This is a genomic window from Halogeometricum pallidum JCM 14848, assembly GCF_000337095.1.
Lineage (GTDB): Archaea > Halobacteriota > Halobacteria > Halobacteriales > Haloferacaceae > Halogeometricum > Halogeometricum pallidum.
In genome coordinates this window covers 62,425-76,482 of sequence record NZ_AOIV01000037.1, presented here as the reverse complement: position 1 = coordinate 76,482, position 14,058 = coordinate 62,425, and the positions used below count along the sequence as shown (strand labels likewise).

The 14,058-nt window shown below is 69.3% G+C and carries 13 protein-coding genes; 7 read left to right on the top strand and 6 right to left on the bottom strand.

Translation table 11 applies throughout. The features are described from left to right. Positions 1-36 precede the first annotated feature (36 nt). Positions 37-1,107: a Gfo/Idh/MocA family protein gene (locus C474_RS14850; protein ID WP_008388252.1), complete on the top strand. Its 1,071-nt coding sequence runs from the start codon at positions 37-39 to the stop codon at positions 1,105-1,107. Between the two features lie 122 nt (positions 1,108-1,229). Continuing rightward, positions 1,230-2,048 carry a DUF7260 family protein gene (locus C474_RS14845; RefSeq protein ID WP_008388250.1) on the top strand — a complete coding sequence of 273 codons (819 nt, stop codon included), beginning with the start codon at positions 1,230-1,232 and terminating at the stop codon, positions 2,046-2,048. Positions 2,049-2,127: 79 nt separating this feature from the next. Here the strand turns inward: C474_RS14845 and C474_RS14840 are convergent, their stop codons facing one another. Then, positions 2,128-2,745, bottom strand: coding sequence for a VOC family protein (locus C474_RS14840; RefSeq protein WP_008388249.1), 618 nt, complete (start codon positions 2,743-2,745; stop codon positions 2,128-2,130). Between the two features lie 168 nt (positions 2,746-2,913). Here C474_RS14840 and C474_RS14835 point away from each other — a divergent pair, with 168 nt between their 5' ends. Together C474_RS14835 and C474_RS14830 are read left to right on the top strand one after the other, a co-directional pair. Further along, positions 2,914-3,498, top strand: coding sequence for an FAD-dependent oxidoreductase (locus tag C474_RS14835; RefSeq protein ID WP_008388247.1), 585 nt, complete (start codon positions 2,914-2,916; stop codon positions 3,496-3,498). 100 nt (positions 3,499-3,598) lie between these two features. Next, positions 3,599-4,738 (top strand): hypothetical protein, encoded by a 1,140-nt coding sequence (locus tag C474_RS14830; RefSeq protein WP_152421688.1) that lies wholly within the window; start codon positions 3,599-3,601, stop codon positions 4,736-4,738. 40 nt (positions 4,739-4,778) lie between these two features. Here C474_RS14830 and C474_RS14825 read toward each other — a convergent pair whose 3' ends face one another. From C474_RS14825 to C474_RS14815, 3 genes are read right to left on the bottom strand one after another with little or no spacing between them, the layout of a single operon-like run. Continuing rightward, positions 4,779-6,368 carry a glycosyltransferase family 39 protein gene (locus C474_RS14825; protein WP_008388243.1) on the bottom strand — a complete coding sequence of 530 codons (1,590 nt, stop codon included), beginning with the start codon at positions 6,366-6,368 and terminating at the stop codon, positions 4,779-4,781. Positions 6,369-6,370: 2 nt separating this feature from the next. Further along, positions 6,371-7,762, bottom strand: coding sequence for an arylsulfotransferase family protein (locus C474_RS14820; RefSeq protein ID WP_049917057.1), 1,392 nt, complete (start codon positions 7,760-7,762; stop codon positions 6,371-6,373). A gap of 53 nt (positions 7,763-7,815) precedes the next feature. After that, positions 7,816-8,343, bottom strand: a complete 528-nt coding sequence (locus C474_RS14815) for a metal-dependent hydrolase (protein ID WP_008388239.1) — start codon at positions 8,341-8,343, stop codon at positions 7,816-7,818. Between the two features lie 111 nt (positions 8,344-8,454). Between C474_RS14815 and C474_RS14810 the strand changes: the two genes are divergently transcribed. Continuing rightward, entirely contained in the window at positions 8,455-10,425 is a 1,971-nt protein-coding gene (locus C474_RS14810) for an ABC transporter substrate-binding protein (protein ID WP_049917056.1), read from the top strand. After that, positions 10,425-11,264 (top strand): phosphatase PAP2 family protein, encoded by an 840-nt coding sequence (locus tag C474_RS14805; protein ID WP_008388236.1) that lies wholly within the window; start codon positions 10,425-10,427, stop codon positions 11,262-11,264. The genes C474_RS14810 and C474_RS14805 overlap by 1 nt, the downstream gene beginning before the upstream one ends. Positions 11,265-11,312: 48 nt before the next feature. On the opposite strand, the gene C474_RS14800 is transcribed toward C474_RS14805, so the two are convergent. Further along, entirely contained in the window at positions 11,313-12,800 is a 1,488-nt protein-coding gene (locus C474_RS14800) for an aldehyde dehydrogenase family protein (RefSeq protein WP_008388235.1), read from the bottom strand. Between the two features lie 239 nt (positions 12,801-13,039). On the opposite strand from C474_RS14800, the gene C474_RS14795 reads away from it, so the two are divergent. Then, a complete protein-coding gene (locus C474_RS14795; RefSeq protein ID WP_008388233.1) occupies positions 13,040-13,282 on the top strand; it encodes a winged helix-turn-helix transcriptional regulator in 243 nt (80 codons plus the stop codon). A gap of 139 nt (positions 13,283-13,421) precedes the next feature. Here the strand turns inward: C474_RS14795 and C474_RS14790 are convergent, their stop codons facing one another. Beyond that, positions 13,422-14,045 (bottom strand): rhomboid family intramembrane serine protease, encoded by a 624-nt coding sequence (locus C474_RS14790; protein ID WP_008388231.1) that lies wholly within the window; start codon positions 14,043-14,045, stop codon positions 13,422-13,424. Positions 14,046-14,058 lie beyond the last annotated feature (13 nt).

Here is a 14,058-nt window from a genome sequence, read left to right as displayed (position 1 = left end):
AAAGCACCTATTGGCCCGCCCGGAGTCGTCCGGTGCATGAGCGACACGAGTGTGAAGAACGAAGAATCGATTCGTAACGACGGGCGGGCCGGGCCCCTCCGAATCGCCGTCGTGGGCGGCGGCTACATCGGAACGACGGTCGGCGAGGGGTTCGTCGAGCACGAGGACGCGAGCGTCGTCGCCCTCGTCGACATCGACGAGTCGGTGTTGGCGGAGGCCGGCGAGGAGTTGCAAGTCGACTCGGATTCCCGCTACACCGACTACGAGACGATGCTCGACGCGGAGTCGTTGGACGCCGTCCTCATCGGGACGCCCCACACCCTGCACTACGACCAGATTCTCGCGGCGTTCGACCGCGACCTGCACGTGCTCTGCGATAAGCCCCTGACGACCGACCTCGACCAGGCCCGCGACCTGGTCGAACGCGACGAGGAGCGAGAGAAGGTGCTGATGGTTGGCTACCAGCGTCACCTCTACGAGGCGTTCATTCAGGCCCGCGAGGTGTGGAACGAGGAGGACCGCGAACCGCGCTGGATAACCGCCGAGGTGTCGCAGGACTGGGTCGACCGTTTCGAGGGCGCCTGGCGGCAGAACCCCGCCCTCTCCGGCGGCGGCTACCTCTACGACACGGGGAGTCACCTGCTCGACGGCGTGCTCTGGAGCACCCGACTCACCCCCGAGGCGGTGTCGGCCAACATGCACTTTCTCGACGACGACGAGCAGGTCGACGGTCGCGCGAACGTCACGATTCGGTTCACGAACGGCGCCACGGCGACGTTCTCGCTGTCGGGCGAGACGCCGTGCATGCGCGAGCACATCCGGATGTGGGACGAGCAGGGCGCGGTAGCGCTCGACAGCAAAGACTGGGAGCCGAGCGAGTACGTCGAGATAGACGAGGAGAGCGGCGAGCACCGCCCGCGACTCCTGCGCAGCGAACAGCAGACGAAGGCCGAGGCGTTCCTCGAAGCGATACGGACGGACGAGGAACCCGTGGCGACCGCTCTGGACGGCCTGCGGGTGACGGCCGTCACCGAGGCGGCCTACGAGTCCGCCCGGAACGACGGGTCGTTCGTCGCCGTCGACCCCGACGACGTGGCCCTCGACTGACGCCGGTCGGTCGGACCGTCCGCGACGACGGACCTGTTCGCCGCGTCGAGGCCGTCGCCTCCCGCACCCGGTGAGGTTGCCGAATCCGAAATCTCTTTGCTTGTTTAGGTTGGCCTAAAGTCATGGAGGGCCGGAGCGCGCGGACGGCGGCTGCGGACATCGAGACGCACGTAGACCGCGCGACGGCCCGCGTTCGGGAGGAGCGAACCGCGCTCGAAGAGAAGAGCGCGGCTTACGAGTCGTTCGTCCGGCGGGTCGCGGCGGTGCCGACGGAGCCGGCGCCTTCGGGGCCACCGAGGGCGACGACCGCGGCCGGAACGAAGTTTCGCGCGGAGACGGCGGGAAACGACCGCTGTCGGGCGGTCCGGGAGGCGTTCGCGGAGACGATTCGCCCGCACAGCGTCGCCGACATGGACGCCCCGGAGTCGCTCTCGACGACCATCCGGAGCGAACTCACCGACTCCGTCGCCGACGTTCTCGCGACGACGACCGAGGCGGCGTTCACCCCGGAGGCAAAGCGGGCCGTCGTCGCGGAAGCGCGGACGCAACGGGCGGGCGTCGCGGTCACCGACCGAGCGCTCGACCGGGAGGCGGCGTCGCTCGACGACGCCGCGGACGTCGTCGAGGAGGTCACCGCGTGGGTCGCCGAGGCGGAGCGGACGCCGCTCTCGGAACTCGGGTTCGACGCGCTCCGGAGTCGACACCGAACCCTCGCGGCGCACCGCGAGCGGTGCGAGGAGGCGGTCGCAGACAGACAGGCGTTCCTGCGGGAGTCGACCGGGCGGTCGGCGGCCGTCGAGGTGGACCACCGGACGCTGGCGCGGTACCTGTATCAGGAACTCCCCGTCAGATACCCCGCGCTGAGCACCGTGGCGCGTCTCGACGGCGTCTGCGAGTCGTGTCAGCGGGCGGTGCGGGCGCACCTCGTCCGGCGCGCCTGAGCGCGCGACAGCGGTGCCATCGCCGTCTGGGCCGGATCGAGAGTCGCCGGGGTCGGGACGATTCCCTTCGACGCTCCGTCTACTCCACGCCGCCGACGCCCGAGGCGGCGTCGGGCAGGTCGTGCGCCGTCGCGTCGAGTCCGAGGGCTTCGAGCGCCTCCGCGAGGTGTTCGTCCTTCGCGTACTCCGCGCCGTCGGCCTCGCGTATCTCCTGGGTCTTCGCGAGCACCTCGGCGCGTCGGTCGTCGGGGATGTCGTATTTGTCCGTCGAGAGTTCGATGACGAGGCCGTTGTTGTCGTTGGTGTACAGCGAGTAGAAGATGCCGCGGTCGAAGATGTTGTAGTTGCGGCCGTCGTCCTCGATGGCCTCCACCATCTCGCCGAACTCCTCGGGGGCGACGCTGAAACAGAGGTGGTGGACGGAGCCGACGCCCCCGCGCTGGCCCATCCGATTGGACTGCCGGTCGTCGCTGACGAAGAACGTCACGATGCGGCCGTCGCCGGTGTCGAAGAACAGGTGCGTCTGCGAGGGGTCGTCGAGGTTCGGTTGGCGGAGGACGAGCCGCATCCCCAGCAGGTCGCGGTAGAAGGCGACGGTGTCCTCCTCGTTGCTTCCCCAGATGGTCACGTGGTCGGTGCCGGTGGTATGAAAGGGGCTGTCCGGGAGTTCAGCGGTGACGGGGTTGTCTTCGCTCATATCCGGACGTACACGAGGAACGACAATAAGTCGGGTAGTAACACCCGAGTCTCCCCGTGCAGCGCGTGACAGTGCGGTCCGGCCGCGCGTCGGCGGGGACGCGTCTCGGTACCGGCGAAACCCTCAGTTGTACAAACACATTTTGCGCTGAGGCGAGTGTGCCGCGGTATGGCAAACGTAATCGTCGTCGGAGGCGGCCCCGCCGGCCTGAGCGCCGCGATGTTCGCACAGAAGAACGGCCTCGAAACCACCGTGTGCGACACCGACAAGACGTGGATGCACAAGGCCCACCTGTTCAACTACCCCGGAATCGGTTCGCAGGACGGCACCGTGTTCTTAGATACGCTCCGCCGACAGGTCGACACGTTCGGCGTCGAACGAGAGGAGGCCGAGGTGACCGACGTGTCGTCGGACGGCGACGGCTTCGCGGTCACGGTCGACGGCGAGGAACGCGAGGCCGACTATCTCGTCCTCGCGACCGGCGCGAAGCGCGACCTCGCGGAGTCGCTGGGCTGTGAACTGACCGACGAGGACACCGTCGACGTCGGCGTGACGATGGAGACGAGCGTCGAGGGCGCGTACGCCACGGGTGCGATGGTCCGCAGCGAGGAGTGGCAGGCCGTCATCGCCGCCGGCGACGGCGCCGCCGCCGCTCTGAACATCCTCTCGACGGAGAAGGGCGAGAACTACCACGACTTCGACGTGCCGGCGGACGCCGACGAGACGTTCGGCGGCATGGTCGACGACGTCTGAGCCGTCGCCGCACGGCCCGGTTTTTCTCTACAGTTCGACAGTTTCGCCCCGTCCGAACGGAAACTGCAAAGAGCGTCGGACGCGGTGGGAGTACCGGACCGTGCGATACCACCGAAGCGCAGTGCTCGTCGCCCTCGTCGTTGTCGCGCTCACCGGGAGCATCCTGCTCGGGGCGCCCGGAAGCGAAGAGACGGTGCTGCCGCGGGAGGACCAACTCATCCAACCGGAGGATACCGGGACGCAGGTGTGGCCCTACACGAGTCGGAGTCGGTCGACTACGGGGCGGACTCTCGCGCTCAACGTTCTCATCATCGGCGACCCCGACCAGACGAGACGCGCGCTGAAACGCCGCGCGGAGACCAATTGGACGGCCGTCGTCGACGACGACAACGCGACCATCGGCGAGTCGGAGTGGCAACCGGCCCGCGGCGCCTCGCGCTACACGTACGTCACCGTCGACCCGAACATCACCGGCCGCTGGTTCCAGTCGGAGTACCAGTTGGCGACCGGCACCTACCTCGGTCAGCGGGTGCACATCCGGGCGTACCCGGCTCCCTCGGGTAACTGGACCGCGTTCCAGGCGCACACCGAATACTGGGACTGGCTTCGCCTGCGGCACACCGTCACCGGCGTCGCACCCGGCGCCCGCTTTCTCGAACGCGACCTGCGCGACGAACCGTTCATCGAGCGAATCAGCCGCGAGTACCACGGCCTCGGCGGCGGCGGCAGCGACGGCTGGATCACGATAATCGAACTCGCCTCGGCCGCCGGCGCGGCCGGCGCCGTCGCCTCCGTCGTGCCGCTCGACCCTCGACACCGCGACGTCGCAGACGCCGCCGTCCTGCCGGTGACGCTCGCGGGACTCATCTTGGGCGTCCGGTCGGCCGGCATCGCACTCGAACACGCGATTCCGGGCGTCACGCCGAAACTGTTCGCTGCAGTGCTCTACCCAGTCATCGTCGCCGGGCCGCCGTTCCTCGTCACCATGTTCGCGCGCGACCGACCGGCGACGCGGTCGGCGCTCCTCGCCGCCGCCGGACTGGGCGCTGGAATCGTCCTCGACCTCGGCGCCGTCGGCGCCAACGCCGTTTCCGTGCAGTTCGTCCTTCACCGCGTCGCGCTGGTAAGCGCGCTCGGCCTGTTCGCCGTGGGCGTCGCGCGCCAGGACAGACAGACCATCAGCGGCGGAGCCGTGGCGTGGCTCGTCGCGCTGGGACTGCCGCTGTTCGGCATCTTGTGAGGCGGCGGCATGGAGTAAGGAGGGATTGCTCTCCGGGCGGCTACTCGCCGCCGGTCGCGCGGTAGATGGCGACGCCGTCGTTCTCGAAGGCGAGTTCCCAGCGCGGCGAGGCCTCGAAGGAGCGTTCGAGCGTTCCGAACTGGACCTCGCTGACGCCGCGGACCGTGTAGTGTCCCTTCGGAACGTAGACGTAGTCGGGGCGCGCGTCGACCGAGTGCATGGCCGTCTCGACGCACCCGGCGCTCTGGCAGGTCGAGCCGTTGACGAAGGCGTCGATGTGTCGTTCGAACTTCCCGGGGTCCTCCCACTCGACGCCCCACATGCCGACCAGAATCGTCCGCTGCGTCAGCGCCGGGAACCACTCGGCGCCGTCGCCGAGGACGACGAACGTCGCGTCCGGCGGCGTCTCCGTCTCGGCCCACGCCATCGCGTCCACCGCCTCGTCGTCGAGGAACTCGGGCGTGGAGGGGTCCGACGGGAGCGTGTTCTGATAGGCCATGACCGTCCCCCCGCCGAGGGACGCGACGACGACGAGCACCGCGACGCTCGCGGCGCGCCAGTCGACGCCGCCCGTCCGTCCGCCGACCGACCGGGCGAACCGCTCGGAGAGGGAGAAGCGCCGGACGGCGTCGAAGGCGGCGGCGACGAGGGCGAACGTTCCGACGGTGTAGACGAACCGGGGCTGCTGGAACAGCAGTTCCGCGACGACCACCCACGCCGGGAGGAGCAGGTCCCGGCGGACGACGAGGAGGTACGCGGCGGCGAGCAGGGGAACGAGCGTGTACATCGAGATGCCGCCGAATATCGCCTCGACACCGCCGCCGATGCCGCCGTGGGTCCCCGCGGCCGAGGTGAACACGCCCGGTCCGTGCGTGGAGACGGCCCAGAGGAGCCACGGGCTGGCGATGACCGCGCCGCCTACGCCGACGGCTGCGCCGCGGACGAGACCGACGAGCGACCGGTCGAGCGCGAGCCAGAGCAGCAGGTAGCTCACGACGGTGAACAGGGTGTACGTCGGGTGCGACAGCACCGTCATCCCGAAGACGACGACCCCCGCGACCAGCGCACGGCGGTCGCCGGTCGTGAACAGCCGGTAGCCCGCGCAGATGGCCGTCAGCGCGTACAGGAAGGCGAAGCCGCGGACGACCCCGCCCGCCGAGAGATGCCACTCCAGTATCTGCGGGTTCAGCGCGACGCCCGCCGCCGCGACGGTCCCCGCCGGCCGCGAGTCGAGGAGGTCGCGGGCGAGCACGTACACGGGAATCTGCACGGCGACGACGGCCACCGCGGGAAGGAAGCGGGCCACGGCGACCGGTCCGAAGCCCACGTCGCGGAGCAGGGCGAACACGTAGAACTGCAGGGGCGGATAGGCGAACGGAACGCCGTCGGCCGTGTAGCCGGGGATGCGCGCCGGCGGGAGGTAGCCGTTAGCGACGATTTCGCGTGCGATCTGCGCGTACAGTCCCGCGCCGTAGGCGGGGTAGGGGTTCGTCGCGAGGTACACGGCGACGGAGACCAACGCCGGGAGAACCGCCAGCGCGAGCCACGTGCGGTCGCGCGCGTCGAACGGAGGGTCGTCCTCGAAGCGGACCGACCGGGCGAACCGGGAACGGAGCGAAGCGTCTGCCACGTCTACTTCCTCCGGATGCGGACCGGCAACTGAAAGCTAACGGTACGGCTCGACCAGCGGTACTCCAGCGTCCCCCACGCCAGCAGCGACCCGAGGAGCGCCAGGACGGCGAGACCTTCGAGGAGGCCCACCCAACGCGGGAAGGCGTACGCGATGGCGTTGCGCACGGTCGCCGGGACCAGCGACGCGACGCGCGAGGTCAGCGTCGGTTCGAGTTCGGACGCCGTCCGCGAGGGGAGGCCGAGGCTCGCGGCGCTCTGCCCGCCGGCGCTCTCGTCGCCCGTGCCCAATCGCTCGGACTCGTACGGGAACCCGATGGACGCGGTCCAGACGACTTCGCCCTCCTCGTCGACCTCGAACGTGCGGTCGCCGTTCGAGTCGGTTATCAGGGTGTGACCGTTCGGCAGTCGGTCGGCGTCGCGCGGCCACTGCATCCGCCGGTCGGTCCACGTCCACGACTGGACCCACTCGCCGCCTCGCCGCTGGTACTCGATGACGCGGCCGTTCTCGGAGTCGGCGACGAGCAGCGCCGGCCCGCCGTCCTCGGCGGGGATGAAGTCGGGGTTGTGCTGCTCGTACAGCGTCGAGTGGTTGCCGTCGCTCCCGAGCGTCCACTCCTTCATCAGCCCCTCCTGCGGGTCGATGAAGACCACCTGGTCGTGGTTTCGAAGGCTCACCATCACGGCCGACTCGCCGTCGACGGTGACGGACTCCACGTCGTTGAGATGCGTCCAGTCCTCGGGGAACGGCCCGCCGCTGGTCGCCACGTCGAAGTCGGACTGCGCGTCCCACTCCCACGTCGTTAGATTCGTGGTCGTGTTGACGACGAACACGCGGTCCTGGTAGATGTCGGCGACGAGGAGGCGGTCGGGGCCGACGCGGTCCACGTCGTGCCACCGCGTCGAGTGTTTCCCCGGCGTGATGCGGCTGAACAGTTCGGTGGACTCGCCGGTGGTGAGGTTCACGCGTTCGACGCCGTTGCGGGTGCAGACCGTCTCGCCGCACTCGTCGGCGTCGAGGTGGTCGGCGTAGACGAACTCGACCGTCGCCGTGGTGTTCGGGACGCGGTCGACGTCCCAGTAGCGCGTGTGGTCGTTCTGATAGTAGTAGATGCTACCGTCGGGCGCGAAGGCCGTGAGTTCGGCCTGCGCGCGGGGGCTGTCGCTCTCGTCGCTCACGAACGCGTTTGAGTCCGTCGCCACGACGGTGATGTCGTCGCGCGGGGCGACGACCGAGGTTCGGTCGCCCGTTCGGAACGCCTGCTCGACCGCCGGGTCGCCCGTCACCCGGTCGTTGCTGCGCTGTGCGTCCACGTAGCCGACGACGAGGACGACCGAAGAGACGAGGACCAACGACGCGAACAGACCGCGGAGCACTCGCCGATTTGGTGCCATTACGCGGCAGTTCTGCCGTGGAGGTAATAAGGAAGGCGTCTTACGGTCGCCGGTCAGAAGCGGGGCGCGTCAGGGGTCTCCGACATTCCCGACTCCGTCGCGCTGCCGGCTGTTTCTCCCGCGTCAGACGACCGCCGGCCGGCGGCCACCGCGAGTGCGGCGAACCCCCAGAGGAGGGCGGCCCCCCACCCCGAGTGAACCGACGCCGCGACGGCCAGCCGCTCGGTTGCGAGCGGGTAGAGCCACGCGACGCCGCTCTTCGTGAACGAGTCGACGAGGAGGTGCGAGCAGAGTCCGAGCGCCGCCGCTCGGGCCGACCAGCGCGGGCGCCGCGCGAGAGCGACGACGGCCGCGGCGGCCGCGGCGAAGGCGAGCGTGTGTGTCAGTCCGCGGTGGTCGAACGGGAACGTCCACGCGAGCGGGAACAGCAGGTCGACGTCCGGGAGGACGGCGCCGACGACGCCGGCGCGCGGCGGCCGGTCGGTGAACGCGGAGACGAGCGCGTAGCCGACGGCGGCGTGTGTCACGACGGCGAACAGGAGGTACGCGAGGTGTTCGAGACCGGGACCTGAGAGCGACACGACCGGCAGTACGGCGAGTGTACTTATGAAAACGGGGTTCGTAGATCAGAGACGAACGTCGGCTCGGATTCCCAACGGATAAGAGCGAGCCGAGAGGAGTGAGGAGAAGAGATGCCACAGTCGTCGCCCTCCGCAGTCCGTCGGCGAGCCGTCCTCGGGACGCTCGCGACAGGCGTGACTGCACTCTCCGGCGGATGTGTGCGTCGGTTGCGGACGGTCGCGGGCTGGCGGTCGGCGAACCAGGTCTCCCTCGATATCAAAACCGTCCCGGCCGACGCCGACCCCTACGCCCTGCGCCTCGCCCGTCAGGTCGCGGCGTGGTTCCGCGCGGCCGGTATCGACGCGCAGGTCACGCCGATGGCGAGCGAGGAACTGCTCCGGCAGGTACTGGTGCAGAACGACTTCGAGCTGTTCGTCGCACGGCTCCCCGACCAGTTTCACGAACCCGACGGGCTCTACTCGCTCCTGCACTCGCGGTTCGCCGACGCCCCCGGTTGGCAGAACCCGTTCGGCTACGCGAACCTCGACGTCGACGACCTGCTGGAGACCCAGCGGACGACGACCGGCGCGGAGCGACGCGAGGCGGTGTACGAACTCCAGCGGAGCATCGCGCGGACCCAGCCGTTCACCCTCCTCGCGTTCCCGGACGACATCCGCGCGGCGCGCACCGACAACTACCGGAACTGGCGAACCGCCGACCTCAACTCCCCGCTGGGCTATCTATCGCTGGCGCGCAGCGACGGCGACGCCACTCCCGCGGCCGGCGCGTCGACGCTCAACGGGGGCGACGGAACGGTCAGAGCGACGTCGAACTCCAACTCGTCGTCGCCGATCACGTCCTCGACGGCGACACCGACCCTAACTCCGACGGCGACACCGACTGAGACGCCGACCCGAACCGACGGTACGACCGGGGCGAGCGAGGCGCGCACGCTCCGAACGGCGACGACCGACAAGCGGGCGACGGAGAATCTCAACCCCCTGTCGGTCGAGTACCGCCGCGACGGGCTCATCACGGGCCTCCTGTACGACTCGCTCGGCGTCGAGACGGGCGATGGCGTCGAGGCGTGGCTGGCCGAGTCGTGGGCGTTCTCCGGCGGCGGGAACGCGCCGAGCGCGTCGGTGCGGCTCCGACCGGACCTGACGTGGCACGACGGCGAGTCGCTCACCGCCGAGGACGTGGCGTTCACGCACCGCCTCCTCGCGGACACGTCGATGGAAACGGGAACGACGACCGAGGACGAGGGCGACACGCGCATCCCCGCGCCGCGGTTCCAGGGACGGAACAGCCTCGTCGCCGACGTGCGCGCGACCGGAACGCACACCGTCGAGTTCGACTTCGTCGAGTGCGAACCCAAACTGGCGACGCGGGCGTTCACCGTGCCGGTCCTCCCGAAGCACATCTGGCAGGAGCGGACGTCGCGGGCGTCGGTCAGCGGCATCGAAATCGGGCCCGCAACCGAGGCCATCGTGACGAACAACATCCCGCCGGTCGGGAGCGGCCCGTTCGCGTTCGCCCAGAACACCCCGCGGGAGTCGCTCGTGCTCGAACGGTTCGACGAGCACTTCCTCTTCGAGGCGTCGACGGAGGCGGGCTTCCCGGCCCAGCCCCCCGAGTTCGAACGGCTGTCCGTGCAGGTCGTCGGCTCCGACATGACGGCCGTCGAGATGGTCGCGGACGCCGACGCCGACGTGACCGGCACGACGGTCGGCGCCTCGACCGTCCCCCGCATCGGCCGCGCGCCGGACCTCGAACTGCTCGTCGGCCGCTCGGAGACGCCGTTCATCCTCGGGCACAACGCCGGCCGGCCGCCGATGACGAATCCCCGGTTCAGGAACACGCTGGCTCGACTCGTCGACCAATCGTTCCTCGTGGACGACGTGTTCGGCGGCTACGCGCGGCCCGCGATGAGTCCGCTCGCCGGGACCGGGTGGGTCCCCGACGACCTGCGGTGGGACGGAGAAAACTCCGTGACGCCGTTCTTCGGAACCGACGGCGAACTGAACGCCGACCGAGCGAGGGAGGCGTTCCGCGACGCGGGCTATCAGTACTCCGACGGGAAGCTGTTGGAGGGGAACTGATGGCGCTCCTCGACGTCGTCCTGCAGGTCGGCGCGGGCGTGTTCGCGCTCCTCGTCACGGCCGCGGTGCTCGTCGTCGGGCCGTCGCGGCTCCGAACCGCTCCTCGAACGGTCCGGGCGAACGCGCGCGCGGTCGCCCCGGTGTTTATCGCCCTCGTCGTCGTCCTCGCGGCCAACGGCGTCATCCGCGATATCGGCGTCGAACTGTCGTGGCTCATCGGACTGAACATCACCGGCTACATCCACGCCATCGAGGGGAGCACCGTCGCGTTCGTGCAGTCGTTCGCGACGCCGGCGCTGACGGCGTACTTCGGGTTCGTCTACATCTTCGGTTACGTGTTCCTCCTCGTGTTTCCGCTGGCGGCGTACGCGATGTACGAGGAGTCCCGTCCCCTCCGCGTCGTCCTGTTCGCCTACATCACCAACTACGGCGTCGGCCTGCTCTGCTACATCCTCTTCGTCGCCTACGGGCCGCGGAACTTCATGCCGGATATGGTGCAACCGCTCCTGTACAACAGTTGGCCGCAGGCGCAGTTGCTGACGAGTCAGGTGAACGTGAACACGAACGTCTTCCCGTCGCTGCACACCTCGCTGTCGGGCACCGTCGCGCTCCTCGCGTGGCGGTTCCGCGGCGTCTACCCGCGGTGGACGCCCGTCGCCGTCTTCCTCGGGGTGTCCATCGCCGTCTCGACGATGTACCTCGGCATCCACTGGGCGACGGACGTGGCCGCCGGCGCGCTCGTCGCGTTCGCGAGCGTCGAGGCGGCGAGTCGCGCCGCCGACCGCCAGGAACGGGGCGAGAGCCTGATGCCGAGCCGACTCCGAGAACTACGCGAGTAGCCGAATCGAAGCGGGAGGGTCTCTATCCCCCCGCCCCGAAACTCCGCCTCAGAACGGGTAGTCGCGCTCGTCGCGCTGGATCGATATCCACTTCGTCTCGGTCAGTTCTTCGAGGATGGTCTCGCTGTTGTACCCGCCCATCCCGGAGGCCGCGGTGCCCGAGAAGGGGACGTGCGCCTCGTCGTTGATAGGTTGGTCGTTGATGTGGACGTGTCCCGTCTCCATGCGGTCGGCGACGTCCATCGCGGTGTCGAGGTCACCGGCGTGGACGGACCCCGAGAGACCGTACTCGGTAGCGTTGGCTATCTCGACGGCCTCGTCCACGTCGGAGAACGGGATGACCGGCGCGATGGGGCCGAAGTGCTCGTTGCACGCGGCGGCCATGTCGTTCGTCACGTCCGAGAGGACGGTCGGTTCGACGACCAGCGAATCCTCGACGCCCTCCAGTTCGACCGTCTCGCCGCCGGTTTCGAGCGTCGCGCCCGCTTCGACCGTCTCCTCGACGTAGCCGAGCATCTCGTCTCGCTGGGACTCGTCGACGATGGGGCCGACGACGGTGTCCCCGTCGTGTGCGCTCCCGGCCGGCAGATCCTCGGCGCGTTCGACGAGGCGTTCGACGTACTCGTCGTAGACGCTCTCGTGGACGACGTGGCGGTTGATGGAGATGCACACCTGCCCTTGGTGGACGAACGACCCGAACACCGCGCCGTCGAGAGCCCTGTCGAGGTCCGCGTCCTCGGTGACGACGTGGGCGTTGTTGCCGCCGAGTTCCATCGTCTGCACGGCGAGGTTCTCCGCGGCGGTGGCGGCGACGCCGCGCCCGACTTCGGTCGACCCCGTGAACGCGACGGCGTCGCTCTCGGGGTGGCCGGCGACGGCGTCGCCGATGTCGGAGCCGCGGCCGGTGACGACGTTCAGGACGCCGTCGGGCAGGCCCGCCGCCTCGAACAGTTTCGCCACGAGGAGGCCGCCGAGGACGGGCGTGTTCGTCGCCGGCTTGAGAACGACGCTGTTGCCGAGGGCGATGGCGGGCGCGACGGCCCGAATCGAGAGGTTCAGCGGGAAGTTCCACGGCGAGATGACCGTGACGACGCCCTTCGGCTTTCGCTGGACGATGTTCTCCTTGCCGGGGATGTTGGACTGCTTGTGCTCGCCCGACATCCGGTTGGGCAGCGTCGCCGCCTCGTTCAGGTGGTCGCTCGTGATGGCGACTGACGTGTGACCCATCACGGACGTCCCGCCCGCCTCGTCGGCGAACAGTTCGACGATAGCTTCTTCGTTCGCCTCCAGTTCCTGCAGGGCGTTCCGAACCACCTCGGCCCGCCGAGCGGGCGGTTGCTCGGCCCACTCCGCCTGTGCGGCCGCCGCGGCCTCGTACGCCTCGTCCACGTCGGCTTCCGTCGCCGCCGGTACCTCGGTCACGGCCTCGCGCGTCGAAGGGTTCTCGTCAGCGATGGTGTCGCCGTCGTGCGACCGCCACTCGCCGTCGACGTACAGCGCGTTCCAGTCGGCGTCGATGGAGTAGTCTGTGGGCATCTGTACCATCCCGTACGGGACGTGGGGTAAAGCGACGGGCGAAACGAGAGAGAACGCTCGCTACCGCCACGTTCAAGTCGCTCGTGGGAGTGATGCGGTTGGTTACGGACGTGTAACCGGGTGACACTCACGCCCTAAAATGGCTATATGGGTGGCGTTCGTACACCCGGTGTGGTCGGTCGGACCGACTCGACGCGCGTCGTGCCAGAAGAGTCGGCGGCCGAGCCGAACACAGTTCTATGTCACAGGCACAACAGACCGCAGCGACCATCGACGACCTCCCTCCCAGCGCAAAGTTCGTCCGCTACGTGCTCGAGCAGGAGTCGAACCTGACGCAGACGGATCTGACCGAGCGAACGCACCTCTCGACGCGGACCGTCCGCGACGCCCTCCGGAAACTGGAGGGGGCCGACATCGTCCAGGAGGACGTCTGCCTCCGAGACGCCCGAAGGCGCGTTTACTCGCTGGACGACGCGAACTGACCGCGACGACACCCGTTCCCGACGGACGCTAACGAGACGCATATCCTCAGAGCGGTGTCTCCGCGAAGAGGGGCGGATACTCGCCGCCATCGGACGACGGGCTTCTGACGGCGCCGTCGGGGCGAGAGCGGGGAGGAGTTCAGCGACGGACGCGCAGCAGTCCGAGTCGGCCGGCGGCGAACCCCATCGCGGCGCCCGCGAAGTGAGCGACGAGGGCGCTTCCGGGCGCGCTGAACGAGAACGTCAGCGCCAACGCGACGGCCGCGACGACGGCGATGACCGCGCGCGGCGGGAGGCGGAGCGTCCCAAAGAGCGCGTCTGCGGCGGGGTTGGCCGCGAGGACGTAGCCGACGAGCGCGAACGCCGCGCCGCTGGCGCCGAGCACCGAGGTGCGCGCGCCGAGCAGTCCGCTCGCCCAGACGTGCGCGATGCCAGCCAGCGCCCCGGTGACGACGAAGAAGGCGTGAAAGCGGAGCCGCGTCGTCGACGCGGAGACGAGCGTCCCGGCGACGGCGACGACGACGGCGTTCGAGAGCAGGTGTGCCGGGCTGGCGTGGGCGTAGACGCTCGTCAGCAGCGCCCACGGCGGGAGCCACACCGGCGGCCCGAGGGCGAACAGTCCCAGCAGACCCACGAGCGAGGCTCCCCACGCGAGCACGGAGACGACGAGCATGGCGAGGAGCGTCTCGACGACGGGGTTGCCGAGGAGGACACCGCCGGGGGACCGCCGGCCGCGGCCGGCGCCGTAGGTGGTGGAAGGCACGGTTCTCGGCGAC

Excerpts from the sequence above, each read along its gene's own strand:
- C474_RS14850 (WP_008388252.1), top strand. The coding sequence starts at position 37 with ATGAGCGACACGAGTGTGAAGAACGAAGAATCGATTCGTAACGACGGG.
- C474_RS14845 (WP_008388250.1), top strand. The coding sequence starts at position 1,230 with ATGGAGGGCCGGAGCGCGCGGACGGCGGCTGCGGACATCGAGACGCAC.
- C474_RS14840 (WP_008388249.1), bottom strand. The coding sequence starts at position 2,745 with ATGAGCGAAGACAACCCCGTCACCGCTGAACTCCCGGACAGCCCCTTT.
- C474_RS14835 (WP_008388247.1), top strand. The coding sequence starts at position 2,914 with ATGGCAAACGTAATCGTCGTCGGAGGCGGCCCCGCCGGCCTGAGCGCC.
- C474_RS14820 (WP_049917057.1), bottom strand. The coding sequence starts at position 7,762 with ATGGCACCAAATCGGCGAGTGCTCCGCGGTCTGTTCGCGTCGTTGGTC.
- C474_RS14810 (WP_049917056.1), top strand. The coding sequence starts at position 8,455 with ATGCCACAGTCGTCGCCCTCCGCAGTCCGTCGGCGAGCCGTCCTCGGG.
- C474_RS14805 (WP_008388236.1), top strand. The coding sequence starts at position 10,425 with ATGGCGCTCCTCGACGTCGTCCTGCAGGTCGGCGCGGGCGTGTTCGCG.
- C474_RS14800 (WP_008388235.1), bottom strand. The coding sequence starts at position 12,800 with ATGCCCACAGACTACTCCATCGACGCCGACTGGAACGCGCTGTACGTC.
- C474_RS14795 (WP_008388233.1), top strand. The coding sequence starts at position 13,040 with ATGTCACAGGCACAACAGACCGCAGCGACCATCGACGACCTCCCTCCC.